Below are 15,239 nucleotides of genomic sequence, written 5' to 3' on the forward strand. Positions count from 1 at the left end.
CGCCGGCGTTCCTGATCGAAGGTGGACCACAACTGTCGGGTCGCACCCCCGGAGTGCTCCCTAACGTTGCCGGTGAACGAGAAAGGAACCGATTCATGCTGTCCGATCACGACATCAAGACGTTCGTCGAGGACGGGTTCGTCGCCCTACGTGGCGCGTTCCCTCGCGAACTCGCCGACCAGGGCCGCGAGCTGCTGTGGGCCGATCTCGGCTGCGACCCCGACGACCCCGCCACCTGGACCCGGCCGGTCGTCCGCCTCGGCGGTTACCACGCCCCGCCGTTCCGAGAAGCCGCCACCACCCCCGCACTGCACGCGGCGTTCGACCGGTTGGTGGGCGAGGGCCGCTGGCAGCGCCTGGGCGGGCTCGGCACCTTCCCGGTGCGCTTCCCCAGCGACGAGGACCCCGGCGACGCCGGCTGGCACCTCGACGCGTCGTTCCCCGGCGCGCAGGGGGAGTACCGCGTCAACCTCCGCTCGCGCGGCCGAGCGCTGCTGATGCTCTTCCTGTTCTCCGACATCGGCCCCGACGACGCCCCCACCCGCATCCGGGTGGGCTCACACCGAGACGTCCCACCGCTGCTGGCCGACGCCGGCGACGAGGGCCGCGAGTTCATGGACCTGTGCGGCGCCGCTGTCCCGGCCAGCGAGGGCCGCCCCGAGGCGCTGGCCACCGGCGCGGCCGGCGACGTCTTCCTGTGCCACCCCTTCCTCGTGCACGCGGCCCAGCCGCACCGGGGCGCCACCCCGCGTTTCATGGCCCAGCCGCCGCTGCTGCCCGTGGGTGAACCCGACCTCGACGCGGAGCGGCCCACGCCGGTCGAACGTCCGGTCATCGAGGCGCTGCACGCGGACTGACCCGCGCTCCTGCCAACCGGGGGCTGCTGTTCCCACCGCGGTCAGACCGCGCCAGGCGCTGTCGGAGAGCCTCCGTTGCCCCCTTTCGGCGTACTTTGTCTGCCCCCCGTGGGTGCTGGGTCCGTGTGCGCTGGTGGGCGCAGGAGGTGAAGTAGGGGCCAGCGTAGTCGGAGAAGTCCACCACGGGCTCGGGCAGGACCGGCCAAGGGGGTGCGACGTCAGGGCCGCTAGCGGTGTCGGGTGCCAGGCACCGCGCAGGCCGTTCACGGTGTCGTGGCGCCAGTCGCTGGGTGCGACCTTCCCGGCGAGGTAGATGACCGTCATGGCTTCCTTTCGCTGGTGTGCTGACCCTGCAGGTCGTGGTCTCGGCCTCGACCGGTGAGAACTGGCACGCCCACGTCAAGGCCAGTGCGCTGGTCTTCGGCAAGGACCTGGGCAGCGCCGAGTTCAACCTCTCGGCCGCCAGCTCCTACATCGAGATCCACCCCAGCGCCCTGTTGGCCAAGGCCGACCTGAAGATCGGTTTCTACGGCGAGCGGCTGTGCTTCGGGGTGGAAGGCCAGGCCTGCTACTGGGCTCTGGGGTGGCACTGCACCCCGGTGGACGCCCAGAACCTGTTCTACCTGCGTTCCTAGGGACTCGGGCGCGAGGAACAACGGATCCAGCGGTACGGGCTACCCGACAGCTACATGTCCTGTTGCCGGACCTTCAGGAGCACCGGCTCATGATGCGGGGCCCGTAGGCACGGAAAAGCCCCCGCGCGACCCTTGGTCGCGCGGGGGCTCCCGCATGTCGCCGGACCCTGCGGATCCCCCCGATGCCGACGGTCCGGCGCGGGCCGTGCGCGCTCATCCCCCGTGGGCGCTCGGCCCCGCACCCGCGCCGTGTCATCCCGGGGCCGCACGGCCGTGTAGGCCGCCCCCCGTGGCCCGCGGGGCGCGCAGGTGCGCACCCGGCCCCTACCCGAGCTGCGGCAGGCAAACATGGCCTGCCTTGCGGATCGCCGTAGCTTCGGGAGAACCGGGCCGGGAAGGAGCACTACGCCGTTGGCAGTAGAGGGGCCCAGAGGGCACAGGGACAGCCACGCCCGTGCCGGTGGGTCGGCACACCGATACACCGGTGTACCGGTTCGCGGACGCACCGGTCCCCGCACATGACGAAGGGCTCCTTTCCACCGTGGGGAAGTGACCCCCGCGTCATCCCTCGCCGTAGCTTCAAGGGAGGGGGCGAACCAAGTACGCCGGAAAGACATCCGATGGGTCCAAGGTGTCAAGTCACAGCCTGGAGGTTGACAAACGCTTCGAGGTCTCGGTGAAGAGCGTTGGCGTGGTTGTGCTGACGACCCGCACCTACCCCGCGCACCCTTGCTTCCACGACGATGGCTTCAAGGACGGCCTCGTGGAGGAGCAGACGCGCAAGGTGCTGTCCGCGCTGGAGAAGGCTGGAGTGCGCGCTTCCGAGAAGGCTCCCGCGACGCTGATCGACTACGGGACGGTGAAGCTGTCGTAGGCAGACCGGAGAGCATCGCCCCTGCAAGAGAGTGTGGTTTACCGCTCCGAGGTGTCGGTCTGTCCGCAGTAGGCACTGGCCGCCTGGGACGGTCGCGACTCTGTATAAAGCCACGGAGCCGACAAGGCGAAAAGTTGAAAAGCTCCCTTCGTCGGCGGTTCAGAGCCTTGTGGGTGAACGTTTCCGAAGCCTTCGCGCGGGTGGTAGCTGTGCACCGAATCCGGGGGCGGCCTACTGGTCCAGGAGGCTGGTCTGCCCCGGCACCTGTTCGCGCTCGGTACGGGACCGGCCCAGACACCGTCGGCAGGTGATGGGCCCGGCTGCGGGGAACAGGCGCAGTGGATCGACAGCGGCGTGGCAAGCGACCGCGGGCACCTCGATCCCGACCCACATGTGGCTGGTAAGCCCGTGCACCACGGAGCCCTGCCCGATCCGGACCCCGGCGGCGTCGGCCAGCTCGGCGCGGCGGCGGCGCAACGTGGCGGCCAGGTGCTCGACGTCGGGGCCGGTGAGCTGCTGTTCGGGGTGCTCAGAGTGCTCGGTGTCCATGTCTCCAGGATCACCCATGGTTCTGGGGCTGCACACAGCTCCTGGCGGGTTCCACCACATGCGGAGCCCCTGTTCGGGTAGACGTCGCGCAAGGTCACCGCCTCGTGGGCGCCTCGGTGTCAGGAAGCGGGCCGGGGGCCCGTTCCCGGGCGGGGCGATGACCCCCAGACCCGTACACACCGGCAGCGGCAGCACTCTCCCGGTGAGGCTGGGGGTGGGAGGGGAAGCCATCCCCAGGGGGTACGGCAGGACGTAGGCACGTCACGGCCTTGACGTGCGCAGGTTCCAGATCCTTGACCTCCGGTGAGGTGGTTTCACGGCCCCCGCCCGTGGACACTCTCAGCAACTGAAAGTCACAAGAAAAAACTAAAAGTGATGGGTTCGCCATGAAGAGCACCAGCCGGATGCTGACGATCGTCGCCCTGGCCTTGGTCGGGTCCCTTGCCGCAGCCAGCCCCGCCGCCGTCCTCGGGCTCGGCGGCCTCATCGGGGAAACCTCTGAGAACGTCTCCACCCTCGGCCTCGTGGTGCCGGTTCTGCAAGGGTGAGGTGTCGGTGCGCACCAGGGGAGGCCTGGGCATGACGATGGCCCGCACCTCCCGGAAGGGGACGTGTGGGCCTTCGTGTAGGTCGTCCTCACCCACCGGTCTTGCGGGCCAGCGCGACCGCGCACCCCGGCCGGGCCTGCGCCACCCGCGTTTCGGCAGCGGCGCGGGAATCAGCCAGGACGGCCCTGCGGTCGGTGGTGCCATCGGGTGCGGTGACCATGGCGTGCCACCACGGCAAGCAGCAGCTGGGCTTGCCGCTGGGGCGCGGGTGGCGCAGACCCGGGTGGTCGATGCCGGGGCGGGTCACTGGTCCTCCTCGGTGCCGTGTGTACGTCATGCCGTAAGTACGTCAGGTGCCTCATGTGTGGCGGCGTAGAGCCGCACCCGCAGCCGGTCGGCCAGGGCCTCGATGCGGTTGGCGGCCGCCGTGCCCGGGGCGGCGGCCTTGTCGGCCTCGGTGGGCAGGGCGTAGCGGCGTGTGCCGATGAGTTTCGCGGCCCGACCGTGTCCGTATGGACAAGAAGGCGCGCGGTGCGCGCCACGCATGAAGAAGAGGACCCGTGATGACCAGGCTCAGCAAAATCGTCCCCTGCCTGTGGTTCGACACCCGGGCCGAGGAAGCGGCCAACTACTACGTCGGGCTGTTCGACAACTCCCGGATCCTGCGGACTCGCCGTTTCGGCCCCGGCACACACCGGCCCGCCGACATGGTGCTCACCGTGGACTTCGAGATCGACGGCCAGCAGATCACCGCCCTCAACGGCGGCCCGGGCTTCACCTTCTCCGAGGCGGTCTCGCTCCAGATCGTCTGCGACAGCCAGGAGGAGTCCGACCACTACTGGAACAGGCTCAGCGAGGAGGGCGAGAAGAGCCAGTGCGGCTGGCTCAAGGACCGCTTCGGCTTCTCCTGGCAGGTCTTCCCCGCAGAACTCGACGACCTGCTGGCCGACCCCGACCCCGGTCGGGCTGAGCGCGCCATGCGGGCGATGCTCAAGATGGGCCGGATCGACCTGGCCGAGATCCGCCGGGCCGCGGATGAGGGCTGAACCGCGATCCCACGGACCGCGCGGGCGGGCACACACGACTACCCGCGCGGCCCCGTCCGTAAGCGGGTCTGTCGGGTGGGCCCCGTGCCGTGACACCCGGGTGTTCGGGCGCTCAGACAGCCCGAAGCCGAAAGTGCAGGTCGGTGGCCTCAGCCGTGGCGGGACCGCCATCCGCTTCGGTGACCGACACCGCCTACAGGTCGGTGGCTCCGGCCAGGCCCTCGATCGAACCCGGCTCGGGTATACCAGCGCACCCGCCAGGGCCGGTCCTCAACCACGCTCTCACCACCGCGGTGACGCTCGTAGCGCAGTGTGGTCGTCTGCGTGCGCGCCGCCTCGTCACGCTTCTCGGACACCACGGACACACGCAGCTCGGCACCGTTGTCCGCGGTGGTGACGCGTACCTGCTTTCGTATGCGGACCGGGGTGTCCACCCGTTTTGCGGGGGAGGGGCGGACACACTCCCGTCCGCGATCACGTCCGCGCATGGGCTCCCCCGCGCACGCGGCCGGCCCGTGCGATCGCTCCGGTCCCGATCCCAGCGCGAAGAGCCCCTCAGGCCCGCAGCGCGCAGTCACCGCAGTAGCCCGAGCCCGGAATCCGGTAGTACAGGCAGCACGTGGCGCGCCGAAACACCGCCGCCCCTGAGGCGTCCGTCCCCGTGTAAGCGCCGGTTCCCTCCAGGGACGGTCTCCTCAGCAGCTCTTCGGCCAACGCCTCGGCTCGCCCCCGCCACGCGGGCCGGTCCGCGCCCAGGGAGCGCACGGCCCCGGCCAGGGCGGCGGCCGTGTTGCCGCGCAGCAGCCCCCGTGCCACCTTGCCCACCCCGGCCAGGTCCCGCGCGACGCGCGCCATCGCCCCGAGAACCACCGTGTGCTCGACCCAGTCGGCCACCTCAGCCGTCCCGCCGGTCAACGGTGCGGCCCGCTCCTGCGAGGTACGCAGCACCACCGCCCCCTCCCGGTGCGGGCGCCAGTGGAACCGTGCCGCGTCCAACCGCGCCCCGTGGCACAGCGCCGCCGCCAGCACCGGCGACAACAGCCTCGTCGCCAGCCCCTGGTGGAACACCGAGGCCGCCACCCTCCACTCCACCGTGGCAACAGGCCGGTCCGACAGCTCCGCCAGGCGCTCGCGTACCCGCTCCACCTCCACGGCGAGCGTCCCCTCCGCCGCCGGTTCCGCGCCGCCCAACGGCAGCCATCCGGGGCCGGGGTGCCGCATCTCGAGTGCGAAGAACATGTTGATCCGGCCGACGTCGGCCAGTAGCGGCCGCACCGCCACATCCCTACCGTCCACTCCCTGTCCCCTTCCGTCCGGGGAGGCGCACTGGTAGTGCCAACACCACCCCCACCTCACGTGCTGATGGCCTCGTGTCGCCGGGGTCATGAAACCTAGATTGGTTTCGTGACCGGGCAGAGTACACACGACAGCACCAGAGGCGACGGCGGGGGCGGTTCCCTCCCCTCCGCCCTGACCGGCCTGCCCCGTGTGGCCGAAGCCTACGGGGCCGCCTGGCGGGTGCGCCTGGTCGAGGTCCTGCATCTGATGACCTCCCTGGCCCTGGCCCTGTTCTACCTGGTGCCCGCGTTCACGCTCATCGTCTCGGCCACCTGGGTCGGCTTCGTGGTCACCGCGCCCTGGCAGCCCGACGTGCCCCGGCGCGAGCCCGGCCAGTTGGTCGACGCCGCCGCCTTCCTCGTGGTCCTCCCGGTCCTCGCGATCCTGCTGGCCCGCCTGGCCTGCCGTGTCCAGCGCAACCGGTTGGACAACGTGTTCGGGATCGTGGAGACCAGTCCGCCCGACCCCCTGGCCGACGACAACCCGCTCCTACGCGCCTCGCGGTTCCTGCTCGGACGCGACGCCTGGTCGGCGGTCGTCTACAGCACCGTCGCCGGGGTCCACGGCCTCCTGGCCGCGGGCGTGGTGGTGCTGCTGGCGGTGTGCGGCGGAGCGACCGCCGTCGGCGCCCTGATCGGCATCGTGTTCGTACTGGTCCAGGGCACCCCCGGTGACCTGGTCGGTCCGCTGGTCCTGGTCGTGGCCGGCCCGCTGTGCGCCCTGGTGGGCCTGCGCCTGGCCCCCACCATCGTCGCGACCGAGATCCTGCTGCACCGCATGCTGCTGTTCGAGGCCCCCGAGGTGCGCATCCGCCGCCGCCTGTTCCACGTCCAGGACAGCCGCCTGCGCATGGTCGACGCCGCCGAGTCCGAGCGGCGCCGCATCGAGCGCGACCTGCACGACGGCGCCCAACAGCGTCTCCTTGCCCTGTCCATGACCCTGACCCGGGCCCGTTCACGTGTGGGCACCGCCCCCGAGACGGCTCTGGAGCTGATCACCGAGGCCCAGCACGAGTCCCGGGAGGTCATGGACGAGCTGCGTCAGGTCGCGCGCGGACTCCACCCCTGTGTCCTGACCGACCACGGACTGGGCGCGGCCCTGCCCGTGGCCGCCGGACGCGCCCCGGTGCCCGTGCGGGTCGACGTCGAACTGCCGGAGCGCCCCTCGCCGCGGGCCGAGGGGGTGGCCTACTACGTGGCCTGCGAGGCGCTCACCAACATCGCCAAACACGCCGGGGCCACACGGATCACCGTGGCCGCCGAGCGGGTACCACGCCCGCCCCGGCGCGGTGGCGACCTGTTGCGGCTCACCGTCACCGACGACGGCGCCGGAGGGGCCGATCCCGAGTCGGGCACGGGCCTGTACGGCCTGTGGGACCGCGTGGACGCGGTCGACGGCACCCTGACCGTGCACAGTCCTTCAGGCGAGGGCACCGTCCTGACCGCCGACATCCCATGGGAGGCATGACCGTGCACACCAGCACGCGCACCACACCGTCCGCCGAGAAGGGCCCACGGGTGGTCATCGCCGAGGACTCGGTCCTGCTGCGCAGCGGGATGGCCCGCCTGCTGGAGGACGCGGGCGTGGAGATCGTCGAGCAGGTCGGAGACGCCGAGGCCCTGCTGCGCGCGGTGGAGGACCACCCCGACGTGGACCTGTGCCTGGTCGACATCCGCATGCCGCCCACCTACTCCGAGGAGGGCATCCAGGCGGGCATCGCCATCCGTCAGAGGTACCCGGAGGTGGCGGTGCTGCTGCTGTCCCAGCACGTGGTCAGCCGCTACGCCGCCGACCTGCTGGGCGGCGGTTCCAGCAAGGTCGGATACCTGCTCAAGGACCGGGTCGCCGACATCGACGAGTTCCTGGGGGTGCTGCGTCGGGTGGCCGGAGGCGGCGCTGCCATCGACCCCGAGGTGGTCTCGCAACTGCTCAGCAGGAACCGGGACAGTGCGCTGGAGCGCCTCACGCCCCGCGAGGCCGAGGTGCTGGAGGTGATGGCGCAGGGACTCAACAACGCGGGTATCGCGGCTCGGCTGACCGTCACCGAGCGCGCCGTGGAAAAGCACATCCGCTCGATCTTCACCAAGCTCGACCTGAGCCAGGACGACCACGACCACCGCAGGGTCCAGGCCGTCCTGCGCTACCTGCGCGGCGCGGACCGGACCTGACCGCCGACACCAGGGGGCGCGAGCCTACCGGAAAGGGATGACCGTGACATTCAAGGCACGAGGTGTGTACGCCTCGTCGAGCAAAGAGCCGCGCAGATTCCGCGTGAGGTCATGGTTGCTCCTGGGCGCCGCACTGGCGGCGGCCCTGGTGGTGGGGACCGTGGTCGTGATCGTGGGCAACGTGAGCGTGATAAACGACAGCGACACCTCCTCCTTCTTCGGCCCGCAGGCCGTGGAGTTCGACAACTACACACCCGGAGACGTCACCTTCACCCGCGGCGACGGGGACGAGATCCGGGTGGAACGCGCCATGTACGGAACTCCCTTCTCCATGCCGACGGAGTCCGTCGAGGAGGGCGACGGCGTCCTGGAGCTGGATGCCAGATGCACGGGCCTGACGTTCTTCGGCAATTGCGGGATCGACTACGAGATCACCGTCCCGGCGGGAACCGACCTGGCCGTGGAGACCAGCATCGGCCGGATCGTCACCGAGGGCGTCGACGGCGCACTGGACCTGAGCAGCAGCAGCGGATCCGTGCGGGTGTCGGGCAACAGCGGCGACGTCGCCATCGAGGCCGACACCGGTGAGATCGACGTGTCCGGGGTGGAGGGCTCACTGGAGGCCGAGACCGCCTGGGGTGATATCACCGCCCAGGGTGCGGGCGAGCACCTGAAGGTCGCGAGCGGCTCCGGCGAGGTGGACGTGTCGGGGTTCAACGCGCGCACGGTCGTGGCCGAGTCCGAGTCCGGCGGCGTGCGGGTGGGCGGAGGCTTCACCAGGGCGGAGATCTACACGTACTCGGGGGGCATCGAGGCCACCACCGACGAGCCCTTCGAACTGCTGAGCATGGAGAGCGACAGCGGCGATATCAACGTGCGGGTGCCCGAGGGCGCCTACGCCGTCACCGGTGAGTCCGTGTCCGGAGGCCGCGACGCGGATGAGCCCGTGTCCGGAAGCCGCAACGTGGAGGTGGACACCTCCTCGGAGGCCGACGCGCACATCCGGGCCGAGACCGTCAGAGGCTCCGTGAACGTCACCTACGGCTGAGACGCACGGCGTTCGAAGCGCAGCGCCGCCCAGTCCGAGTCGATCGGCACCTGGGCGGTGCCGTGCCATCCGGAGTCGACGAGGAGGTCCCAGCCCTTGTCGGCGGCCAGGTCGGTGATGATGGTTCCGCCGCGCCGGGGATAGCACATCCACAGGCGGGTGCGCGGACCCACCAGGGCCAGTGTCCGGGGTGCCTCGCGGTCCACGGTCCCCCGGTCCAGGGCGAACATGTGGACGTCGTCGTACTCTGCGCCCTCAGTGGGCCCCATGTCGATATGGATGTCGGGGGGCGGATCCAGCAGTCGCAGGTAGCGTTCCGGGGCGTTGAGAACGAGCAGCCGGTCACCGGGCTGCACCCCGAGCTTCTGGGAGAGAGTGTCCGACATGTCCTCCTCCGTTCGTGGCTCACGGGCGGCCTCGCCCGCCTCCATGGACACCGTACGGTCCCCGGGCGGAGAATCCGAACACCTACCCTGCCCCAGCCCCCGGATGACCGTGTTTTTTCGATCCCCAGAGCCTGACCGGTCCAGGAGATCACGGCGGCATGGACGTGTTCGGCTCTTCCCGGACAGCCGGGGCGGAGCCGGCGACCGGCCGGATCGACGGCGTCCCCCTGGACCGGGGACGTTCATGGTCCCGCTCACCCCAGGACGAGGACGCCGAGGGCGGCCAGGACAGCGACGCTGACGGTGAGGATGACGGTCAGCGCGATACGGCCGACGCGCTCCTCCTCCGGTGTGGGCCCGTGGTCGCTGGGAGTGCGACGACCGCTCACCGGGGCCCCTCCGTGGTGCCGTGGACGACGAGCCGACCGATCCCAGGCAGGAAACGACCGGTGCGTGCAGCGTAACCGAGGTAGGCGGTGCCGTGCGTGCGCAGCAGGTGGGGCTCCTCGATGGCACGGACCTGCACCTGGACAGCGGCGGCGAAGGCCGCCAGGGCCGCCGTGGACAGCCCCGAGGGGACGGCCAGCACCTGCCCGAGCAGCAGTACCCCCATACCGGTGAAGACCGGGTTGCGTACGAGCGCGAATACGCCGTGCGTGACGAGCTCCGTGCGTTCGTCCTCGTCCACTCCGATACGCCAGGAGGCGCCCATCGCGGACTGGGAGATGAGCACCAGGACCAGGCCGAGCAGCATCAGGGCCAGCCCGGTCGGTCCCGCGATCCTGTGCGGGCCCGCCGTGGCGAGGCCGAACAACCCGGCCACGGGTGCGGCCAGGCCCAAAGCGAGCGCACCCACGAAGAGCACGCTTCCCCACCAAGGGGCGGTGAAGGTGACGGTGTCCGGGCGGCGGAACCCGGTGTCGCCGGTGCGCCGCCACACGGCCAGGGTGCGCACGCCGAAGGCCAGGATGAGGCCGAGCAGGTAGAGGGCGAGTGCGGTCACGAACACGGGGGTCTCCGTTCAGGTGGGACGCGCCAGGTCGGTGACGGCGATCCCGCCGAAGAAGAGCCGGCCGCCCGGTTCGGGCACCTCGGCCGTCTCGGTCGGGGCCTCGCGCCGGTTCGGCGTGCCCACACCTTCCATCATCGCCAGATTTGGATATGATCGTCTTATGGCGATGAATAGCACGGATGGATGCGTAGCCACAACCGAGGGAGTCGGCGCCGCCGAAGCCCTCTTCCACAGCCTCTCTGACGGCACCCGGCTGGCCATAGTGCGCCGCCTGGCCGACGGCGAGGCGCGGGTGGCCGACCTGGTAACCCAGCTGGGTCTGGCCCAGTCCACGGTCTCCAAGCACGTGGCGTGCCTGCGCGACTGCGGCCTGGTCGACGGCCGCCCTGAAGGACGGCAGGTGTTCTACTCCCTGGCCCGCCCCGAACTGCTGGACCTGCTCTCGGCGGCGGAGACGCTCCTGGCCGCGACCGGCAGCGCCGTCGCGCTGTGCCCCAACTACGGAACCGACAGCGCGGGGACGGAGGCGTGCGATGAGTGACGCGTGCTGCGACGCAGACGAGCCCCGCACCGCTGAAAGCACCGAGGAGCACGAGCCGGAGACGCTGTGGCAGGTCGGTGAGCTCCGCTTCGCCGCCGTGGCCGCGGTACTCCTGCTGACCGGTTACGGCGCGGCCTGGTTCGAAGCCCCCGACCTGGTGGGGCTGGTACTCAAGGCAGCCGCGCTGGCGGTGGCCGCTTGGACGTTCGTCCCCGGCACCGTACGCCGCCTGTCCAAGGGCAGGATCGGCGTGGGCACGCTGATGACCATCGCCGCCGTCGGCGCGGTACTGCTGGGCGAGGTGGGTGAGGCCGCGATGCTGGCGGTGCTCTACACCATCGCCGAAGGGCTGGAGGAATACTCCGTGGCCCGCACCCGGCGCGGCCTGAGATCCCTCCTGGACCTGGTTCCCGACCAGGCCAGGGTGGTGCGCGACGGAGCCGAGCAGAGCATCGACCCGGCAGGACTGGCCGTGGGCGACACGCTGGTGGTGCGGCCCGGGGAGCGCCTGGCCACTGACGGGGTCATCGCCTCCGGGCACACCAGCCTGGACACCTCGGCCATCACCGGCGAGTCCGTCCCCGTCGGGGCCGGGCCGGGGACCGAGGTGTTCGCCGGTTCCGTCAACGGCACCGGAGTCCTGGAGGTGACCGTGACGACCACGGCCGCCGACAACTCCCTGGCTCGCGTCGTGTCCATCGTGGAGGCCGAGCAGTCCCGCAAGGGGGCCGGACAGCGCCTGGCGGACAAGGTCGCCAAACCTCTCGTGCCCGGGGTGATGATCGCCGCCGTACTCATCGCCGTCCTGGGAGCCTTGCTCGGTGACCCGCTGACCTGGATCGAGCGCGCCCTGGTCGTGCTGGTGGCCGCATCGCCCTGTGCGCTGGCCATCTCCGTGCCGGTCACCGTGGTCGCCGCGATCGGCGCCGCCTCCAAGCACGGCACCCTGGTCAAGGGCGGGGCCGCCCTGGAGGCCATGGGCCGGGTCAGGACCGTGGCGCTGGACAAGACCGGCACCCTGACCCGCAACCGCCCGGCCGTCATCGAGACGGTTCCGGCCCCCGGACACACCGTCGAGCAGGTGCTGGCGGTGGCCGCCGCGCTGGAGGAACGCAGCGAGCACCCGCTGGCCCGCGCCATCCTGGACGCCGCCCCCGCACCGGAGCGGGCCGAGCGGGTCGAGGCCGTCACCGGCGCCGGACTCACCGGCACCCTGCACGGCCGCGGTGTTCGGCTGGGCAGGCCGGGCTGGATCGACCCCGGGCCCCTGACCGGTGACATGGAGCGGATGCAGCACGCCGGAGCCACCGCAGTCCTGGTCGAGGAGCAGGGCACCGTGATCGGCGCGGTGGCGGTGCGCGATGAGCTGCGCCCCGAAGCGGGCGAGGTCGTCACATCCCTGCGCGGCGCGGGCTACCGGGCCGTGATGCTCACCGGAGACAACCGCGCGACCGCCGCCGCACTGGCCGAGCAGGCGGGTATCGACCCCGCCGACGTGCACGCCGACCTGCGCCCCGAGGACAAGTCCCGGATCGTCGGCCAGCTCCGTGCGAACGGCTCGGTGGCGATGGTGGGTGACGGGGTCAACGACGCCCCGGCGCTGGCCACCGCCGACCTGGGCATCGCGATGGGGGCGATGGGCGCGGACGTGGCCATCGAGACCGCCGACGTCGCGCTGATGGGCGAGGACCTGCGCCATCTGCCGGGGGTACTGGCGCACGCCCGCCGCTCCCGGACGATCATGTGGCAGAGCGTGGGGCTGTCGTTGGCCATCATCATCGGCCTGATGCCCTTGGCGCTGTTCGGGATGCTCGGGCTGGCCGCGGTCGTGCTGGTGCACGAGGTGGCCGAGGTCGTGGTCATCGGCAACGGCATCCGCGCCGGACGCACGCGCAGACTGGGCCTGTCCTCATCGGAGACGCCCCCGACGCGCGAGTTGCAGCGTTCGGCGGCATGAGAGGGGCCGGTGGTCTCCTACGCCAACGGTGCGGGGCCACCCGGTCGAGTGCCGCACCCGGGTGGCCCCCTCGGGCAACCGTGTTTTTAGGATGCCTGCATGACAGATGACAACGGCGGACTGCGCTGGGGCGTGGTCGGGACCGGCGGTATCGCACACTCCTTCGTCGAAGGGCTCAGAGCCACCCCCACGGCCCGGGTCACCGCGGTCGGATCACGCACCCGGGAGCGGGCCGACGAGTTCGCCGATGCCTGGGACATCCCCGGACGCCACGGTAGTTACGCGGACCTGGCCAAGAGCCCCGAGGTGGACGCCGTGTACGTGGCCACCCCCCACCCCTGGCACCACCCCAACACCCTGGCCTGCCTGAACGCGGGCAAGCACGTGCTGGTCGAAAAGCCCATGGCCATGAACGCCCTCCAGGTCTCGGAGATGGTGGCGGCCGCCCGCGACAACGACCGCTTCCTGATGGAGGCGATGTGGACCCGCTACCTGCCCGCCTCCCGACTGGTACGCGACCTGGTCGATGACGGCGCGATCGGCGAGGTGTGCTGGCTGTCGGCGGAGTTCGGCAGCAACGTCCCCTACGACCCCGACCATCGTCTCTTCAACGCTGACCTGGGCGGCGGCGCCCTGCTCGACCTGGGCGTGTACCCGATCGCCTTCGCCTCTCAGTACCTGGGTGAGCTGACCGTCGTGGGCGCCACCCGGCAGCTGTCGCCCGACCGGATGGTGGATACGCACACCACCGTGCTCGTGCGCGGTGAGAACGGTGGCACCGGCTCGCTGTCGTGCTCCTCGCGCACCACTCTGCCCAACCGGGCGGTGCTGGCCGGGTCCAAGGGCTGGCTGGAGATTCCGCTCTTCTGGGCGGCCACCGATGTGGTGCTGCATCGCGACGGGCAAGAACCAGAGGAGTTCCACCGGCCCTTCCGCGCCAACGGCTACGAGTACGAGGCCGAGGAGGTTGCCCGTCGCGTGGCCGCGGGCGAACGCGAGAGCCCTGACATGCCCTGGTCGGAGAGCCTGCGTCTGGCCCAGATCACCGATCAGATCCGCGATGTGGGCGGTCTGGTGTACAGCCCCGGCACCGTCAAGGCCGTGCCCCTGGCATGAGTCCGGCCGTATCCGCCCCGCTGGGCGCGGTCCCTGAGACCGGATCCACGTGTTCGGTGCCGGGCACGGGGCGGCCGCCGACCGCGGGCAGGCCCTGGGACCGTATCCGCAGCACACGTGCGGCGGTGGCCCGGACCAGCACGGGCGCGCTCGTGCGGGCCACCACCAGGACGGCGTCCTTGGGTCCGACCCGGTGAGTGAAGTAGTCATCGAGCGGGGTGTGCCCACTGCGTGGCCGGGTGCCGTAGATCTCACCGTCGAACATACGGTAGGCGTCGCGGACGAGCAGGGTGTCGGGCTCCAGACGGGGTCCGTCGCCCAACCACTCGGCGGCCTCGCCGGCGATGCGACGGATCAGAGCGGGAAGGGGCCGGAGCTCGTTGGGGAAGACACGGGCGGGGCCCAGGCCCTTGCGCCACCCGGCGTAGACGGCCGGGTGGCGGGTGCGCAGTACCACATAGGTGCGCCGAAGCGGGTGGAGGAGGACCTCTCGGGCCAGGAAGTGGGTCATCAGGGCGGCGGAGAGGCCGAAGCGGCGGTGGGCGGGGACCACTCCCGCCGCGTCCAGGTACAGGGCGCGCCGGGAGGCGAAGCGGCGGCGGTGGTAGCCGCCCCAGCCGACGGGGGAGTCGTCGGGGCCCAGGATGAGCGCCAGGGTGGTGATCTGGTCGAAGAACCCGGCCTCGACACGGGTGCGCCAATAGCCGGAGTGGTCGGCGCCGAAGGCGCGCGCGGCCAGGCCGCGCAGGGTTCGGTGGAGGCGCTCGCGGCAGGGCGGTGACAGGGCGGCGGGGCAGTCCCAGCGGGCGACGCGGTATCCGGGGCACAGGTCCCGAACGGTGGGCGGCGCACTGAGGTCGCGCAGTTCGGGACTCTTGATCTGGACGGACACCTACATCACTACCTTTACTACTTTCCGCAAGTCAATGACTCCCCAAAGTAGTGGCTTTGGCGTGAGTCCGGGCGGACTTCGCCCAGCCGGGGAGTTGCGGAGTTACCATTGCCGCAGGGGAACTTCCACCATCGGTAGGCAGGTATGTGCGCACAACCGCTACCGGTTTTATCCGAGAGTGCTCCGGACTTCGGGCCGGAGGTGAATCGGCTCTGAGACTCCCGTGTGTCCTTGGCCGGTCACGTACTGTCCTACCCCGCCTCTACTGTCAG

The 15,239-nt window shown here is 70.9% G+C and carries 19 protein-coding genes; 11 read left to right on the top strand and 8 right to left on the bottom strand.

The features are described from left to right. Positions 1 to 95 precede the first annotated feature (95 nt). From AC0T5L_RS26405 to AC0T5L_RS26415, 3 genes are all read left to right on the top strand, one after another. Positions 96 to 857, top strand: a complete 762-nt coding sequence (locus AC0T5L_RS26405; protein WP_476168198.1) for a phytanoyl-CoA dioxygenase family protein — start codon at positions 96 to 98, stop codon at positions 855 to 857. A gap of 341 nt (positions 858 to 1,198) precedes the next feature. Beyond that, positions 1,199 to 1,492: a hypothetical protein gene (locus AC0T5L_RS26410; RefSeq protein ID WP_476168199.1), complete on the top strand. Its 294-nt coding sequence runs from the start codon at positions 1,199 to 1,201 to the stop codon at positions 1,490 to 1,492. Positions 1,493 to 2,123: 631 nt separating this feature from the next. After that, entirely contained in the window at positions 2,124 to 2,366 is a 243-nt protein-coding gene (locus AC0T5L_RS26415) for a hypothetical protein (RefSeq protein WP_476168200.1), read from the top strand. Positions 2,367 to 2,597: 231 nt separating this feature from the next. Here AC0T5L_RS26415 and AC0T5L_RS26420 read toward each other — a convergent pair whose 3' ends face one another. Continuing rightward, the gene (locus tag AC0T5L_RS26420; RefSeq protein WP_476168201.1) at positions 2,598 to 2,933 is read right to left on the bottom strand and encodes a hypothetical protein; all 336 of its coding nucleotides are present in this window, start codon (positions 2,931 to 2,933) and stop codon (positions 2,598 to 2,600) included. Positions 2,934 to 3,301: 368 nt separating this feature from the next. Here AC0T5L_RS26420 and AC0T5L_RS26425 point away from each other — a divergent pair, with 368 nt between their 5' ends. After that, complete coding sequence (locus tag AC0T5L_RS26425) at positions 3,302 to 3,463, top strand: hypothetical protein (RefSeq protein ID WP_476168202.1); 162 nt, start codon at positions 3,302 to 3,304, stop codon at positions 3,461 to 3,463. 88 nt (positions 3,464 to 3,551) lie between these two features. On the opposite strand, the gene AC0T5L_RS26430 is transcribed toward AC0T5L_RS26425, so the two are convergent. Together AC0T5L_RS26430 and AC0T5L_RS26435 are read right to left on the bottom strand one after the other, a co-directional pair. After that, on the bottom strand, positions 3,552 to 3,770 hold the full coding sequence (locus AC0T5L_RS26430) for a hypothetical protein (RefSeq protein ID WP_476168203.1): 219 nt from the start codon (positions 3,768 to 3,770) through the stop codon (positions 3,552 to 3,554). A gap of 26 nt (positions 3,771 to 3,796) precedes the next feature. Then, positions 3,797 to 4,009, bottom strand: a complete 213-nt coding sequence (locus AC0T5L_RS26435) for a hypothetical protein (RefSeq protein WP_476168204.1) — start codon at positions 4,007 to 4,009, stop codon at positions 3,797 to 3,799. Positions 4,010 to 4,026: 17 nt separating this feature from the next. Here AC0T5L_RS26435 and AC0T5L_RS26440 point away from each other — a divergent pair, with 17 nt between their 5' ends. Next, positions 4,027 to 4,509 carry a VOC family protein gene (locus AC0T5L_RS26440; protein WP_476168205.1) on the top strand — a complete coding sequence of 161 codons (483 nt, stop codon included), beginning with the start codon at positions 4,027 to 4,029 and terminating at the stop codon, positions 4,507 to 4,509. Positions 4,510 to 5,064: 555 nt separating this feature from the next. On the opposite strand, the gene AC0T5L_RS26445 is transcribed toward AC0T5L_RS26440, so the two are convergent. Beyond that, positions 5,065 to 5,805 carry a (2Fe-2S)-binding protein gene (locus tag AC0T5L_RS26445; protein WP_476168206.1) on the bottom strand — a complete coding sequence of 247 codons (741 nt, stop codon included), beginning with the start codon at positions 5,803 to 5,805 and terminating at the stop codon, positions 5,065 to 5,067. Between the two features lie 192 nt (positions 5,806 to 5,997). Here AC0T5L_RS26445 and AC0T5L_RS26450 point away from each other — a divergent pair, with 192 nt between their 5' ends. The 3 genes from AC0T5L_RS26450 (at position 5,998) to AC0T5L_RS26460 (ending at position 9,063) form a co-directional block, all read left to right on the top strand. Next, positions 5,998 to 7,314 carry a sensor histidine kinase gene (locus AC0T5L_RS26450; RefSeq protein WP_476168217.1) on the top strand — a complete coding sequence of 439 codons (1,317 nt, stop codon included), beginning with the start codon at positions 5,998 to 6,000 and terminating at the stop codon, positions 7,312 to 7,314. Then, positions 7,302 to 8,015 (top strand): response regulator, encoded by a 714-nt coding sequence (locus tag AC0T5L_RS26455; RefSeq protein ID WP_476168207.1) that lies wholly within the window; start codon positions 7,302 to 7,304, stop codon positions 8,013 to 8,015. The genes AC0T5L_RS26450 and AC0T5L_RS26455 overlap by 13 nt, the downstream gene beginning before the upstream one ends. 103 nt (positions 8,016 to 8,118) lie before the next feature. Continuing rightward, on the top strand, positions 8,119 to 9,063 hold the full coding sequence (locus AC0T5L_RS26460) for a DUF4097 family beta strand repeat-containing protein (protein ID WP_476168208.1): 945 nt from the start codon (positions 8,119 to 8,121) through the stop codon (positions 9,061 to 9,063). Here AC0T5L_RS26460 and AC0T5L_RS26465 read toward each other — a convergent pair. From AC0T5L_RS26465 to AC0T5L_RS26475, 3 genes are all read right to left on the bottom strand, one after another. Beyond that, positions 9,054 to 9,449, bottom strand: a complete 396-nt coding sequence (locus AC0T5L_RS26465; protein ID WP_476168209.1) for a hypothetical protein — start codon at positions 9,447 to 9,449, stop codon at positions 9,054 to 9,056. The genes AC0T5L_RS26460 and AC0T5L_RS26465 overlap by 10 nt on opposite strands. 254 nt (positions 9,450 to 9,703) lie before the next feature. Beyond that, on the bottom strand, positions 9,704 to 9,838 hold the full coding sequence (locus tag AC0T5L_RS26470) for a hypothetical protein (protein ID WP_476168210.1): 135 nt from the start codon (positions 9,836 to 9,838) through the stop codon (positions 9,704 to 9,706). After that, complete coding sequence (locus tag AC0T5L_RS26475) at positions 9,835 to 10,458, bottom strand: methyltransferase family protein (RefSeq protein ID WP_476168211.1); 624 nt, start codon at positions 10,456 to 10,458, stop codon at positions 9,835 to 9,837. Before AC0T5L_RS26475 ends, AC0T5L_RS26470 begins: the two co-directional genes overlap by 4 nt. Positions 10,459 to 10,621: 163 nt before the next feature. Here AC0T5L_RS26475 and AC0T5L_RS26480 point away from each other — a divergent pair, with 163 nt between their 5' ends. The 3 genes from AC0T5L_RS26480 to AC0T5L_RS26490 all read left to right on the top strand — a co-directional run bounded on the left by AC0T5L_RS26480 (position 10,622) and on the right by AC0T5L_RS26490 (position 14,075). Next, the gene (locus AC0T5L_RS26480) at positions 10,622 to 11,002 is read left to right on the top strand and encodes an ArsR/SmtB family transcription factor (RefSeq protein WP_476168212.1); all 381 of its coding nucleotides are present in this window, start codon (positions 10,622 to 10,624) and stop codon (positions 11,000 to 11,002) included. Further along, positions 10,995 to 12,959, top strand: a complete 1,965-nt coding sequence (locus AC0T5L_RS26485) for a heavy metal translocating P-type ATPase (protein WP_476168213.1) — start codon at positions 10,995 to 10,997, stop codon at positions 12,957 to 12,959. The genes AC0T5L_RS26480 and AC0T5L_RS26485 overlap by 8 nt, the downstream gene beginning before the upstream one ends. A 99-nt stretch (positions 12,960 to 13,058) precedes the next feature. Continuing rightward, positions 13,059 to 14,075: a Gfo/Idh/MocA family protein gene (locus tag AC0T5L_RS26490; protein WP_476168214.1), complete on the top strand. Its 1,017-nt coding sequence runs from the start codon at positions 13,059 to 13,061 to the stop codon at positions 14,073 to 14,075. Here the strand turns inward: AC0T5L_RS26490 and AC0T5L_RS26495 are convergent. Next, a complete protein-coding gene (locus tag AC0T5L_RS26495) occupies positions 14,053 to 14,967 on the bottom strand; it encodes a GNAT family N-acetyltransferase (RefSeq protein WP_476168215.1) in 915 nt (304 codons plus the stop codon). The two genes, AC0T5L_RS26490 and AC0T5L_RS26495, sit on opposite strands and share 23 nt — an antisense overlap. Positions 14,968 to 15,239: the final 272 nt, after the last annotated feature.

It is taken from the genome of Nocardiopsis sp. TRM 82005 (assembly GCF_056312425.1).

Bases quoted from the DNA above. Each gene is read 5' to 3' on its own strand.
- AC0T5L_RS26490 (WP_476168214.1), top strand. From the start codon at position 13,059: ATGACAGATGACAACGGCGGACTGCGCTGGGGCGTGGTCGGGACCGGC.
- AC0T5L_RS26465 (WP_476168209.1), bottom strand. From the start codon at position 9,449: ATGTCGGACACTCTCTCCCAGAAGCTCGGGGTGCAGCCCGGTGACCGG.
- AC0T5L_RS26405 (WP_476168198.1), top strand. From the start codon at position 96: ATGCTGTCCGATCACGACATCAAGACGTTCGTCGAGGACGGGTTCGTC.
- AC0T5L_RS26435 (WP_476168204.1), bottom strand. From the start codon at position 4,009: ATGCGTGGCGCGCACCGCGCGCCTTCTTGTCCATACGGACACGGTCGG.
- AC0T5L_RS26425 (WP_476168202.1), top strand. From the start codon at position 3,302: ATGAAGAGCACCAGCCGGATGCTGACGATCGTCGCCCTGGCCTTGGTC.
- AC0T5L_RS26485 (WP_476168213.1), top strand. From the start codon at position 10,995: ATGAGTGACGCGTGCTGCGACGCAGACGAGCCCCGCACCGCTGAAAGC.
- AC0T5L_RS26480 (WP_476168212.1), top strand. From the start codon at position 10,622: ATGGCGATGAATAGCACGGATGGATGCGTAGCCACAACCGAGGGAGTC.
- AC0T5L_RS26420 (WP_476168201.1), bottom strand. From the start codon at position 2,933: ATGGGTGATCCTGGAGACATGGACACCGAGCACTCTGAGCACCCCGAA.
- AC0T5L_RS26455 (WP_476168207.1), top strand. From the start codon at position 7,302: ATGGGAGGCATGACCGTGCACACCAGCACGCGCACCACACCGTCCGCC.
- AC0T5L_RS26440 (WP_476168205.1), top strand. From the start codon at position 4,027: ATGACCAGGCTCAGCAAAATCGTCCCCTGCCTGTGGTTCGACACCCGG.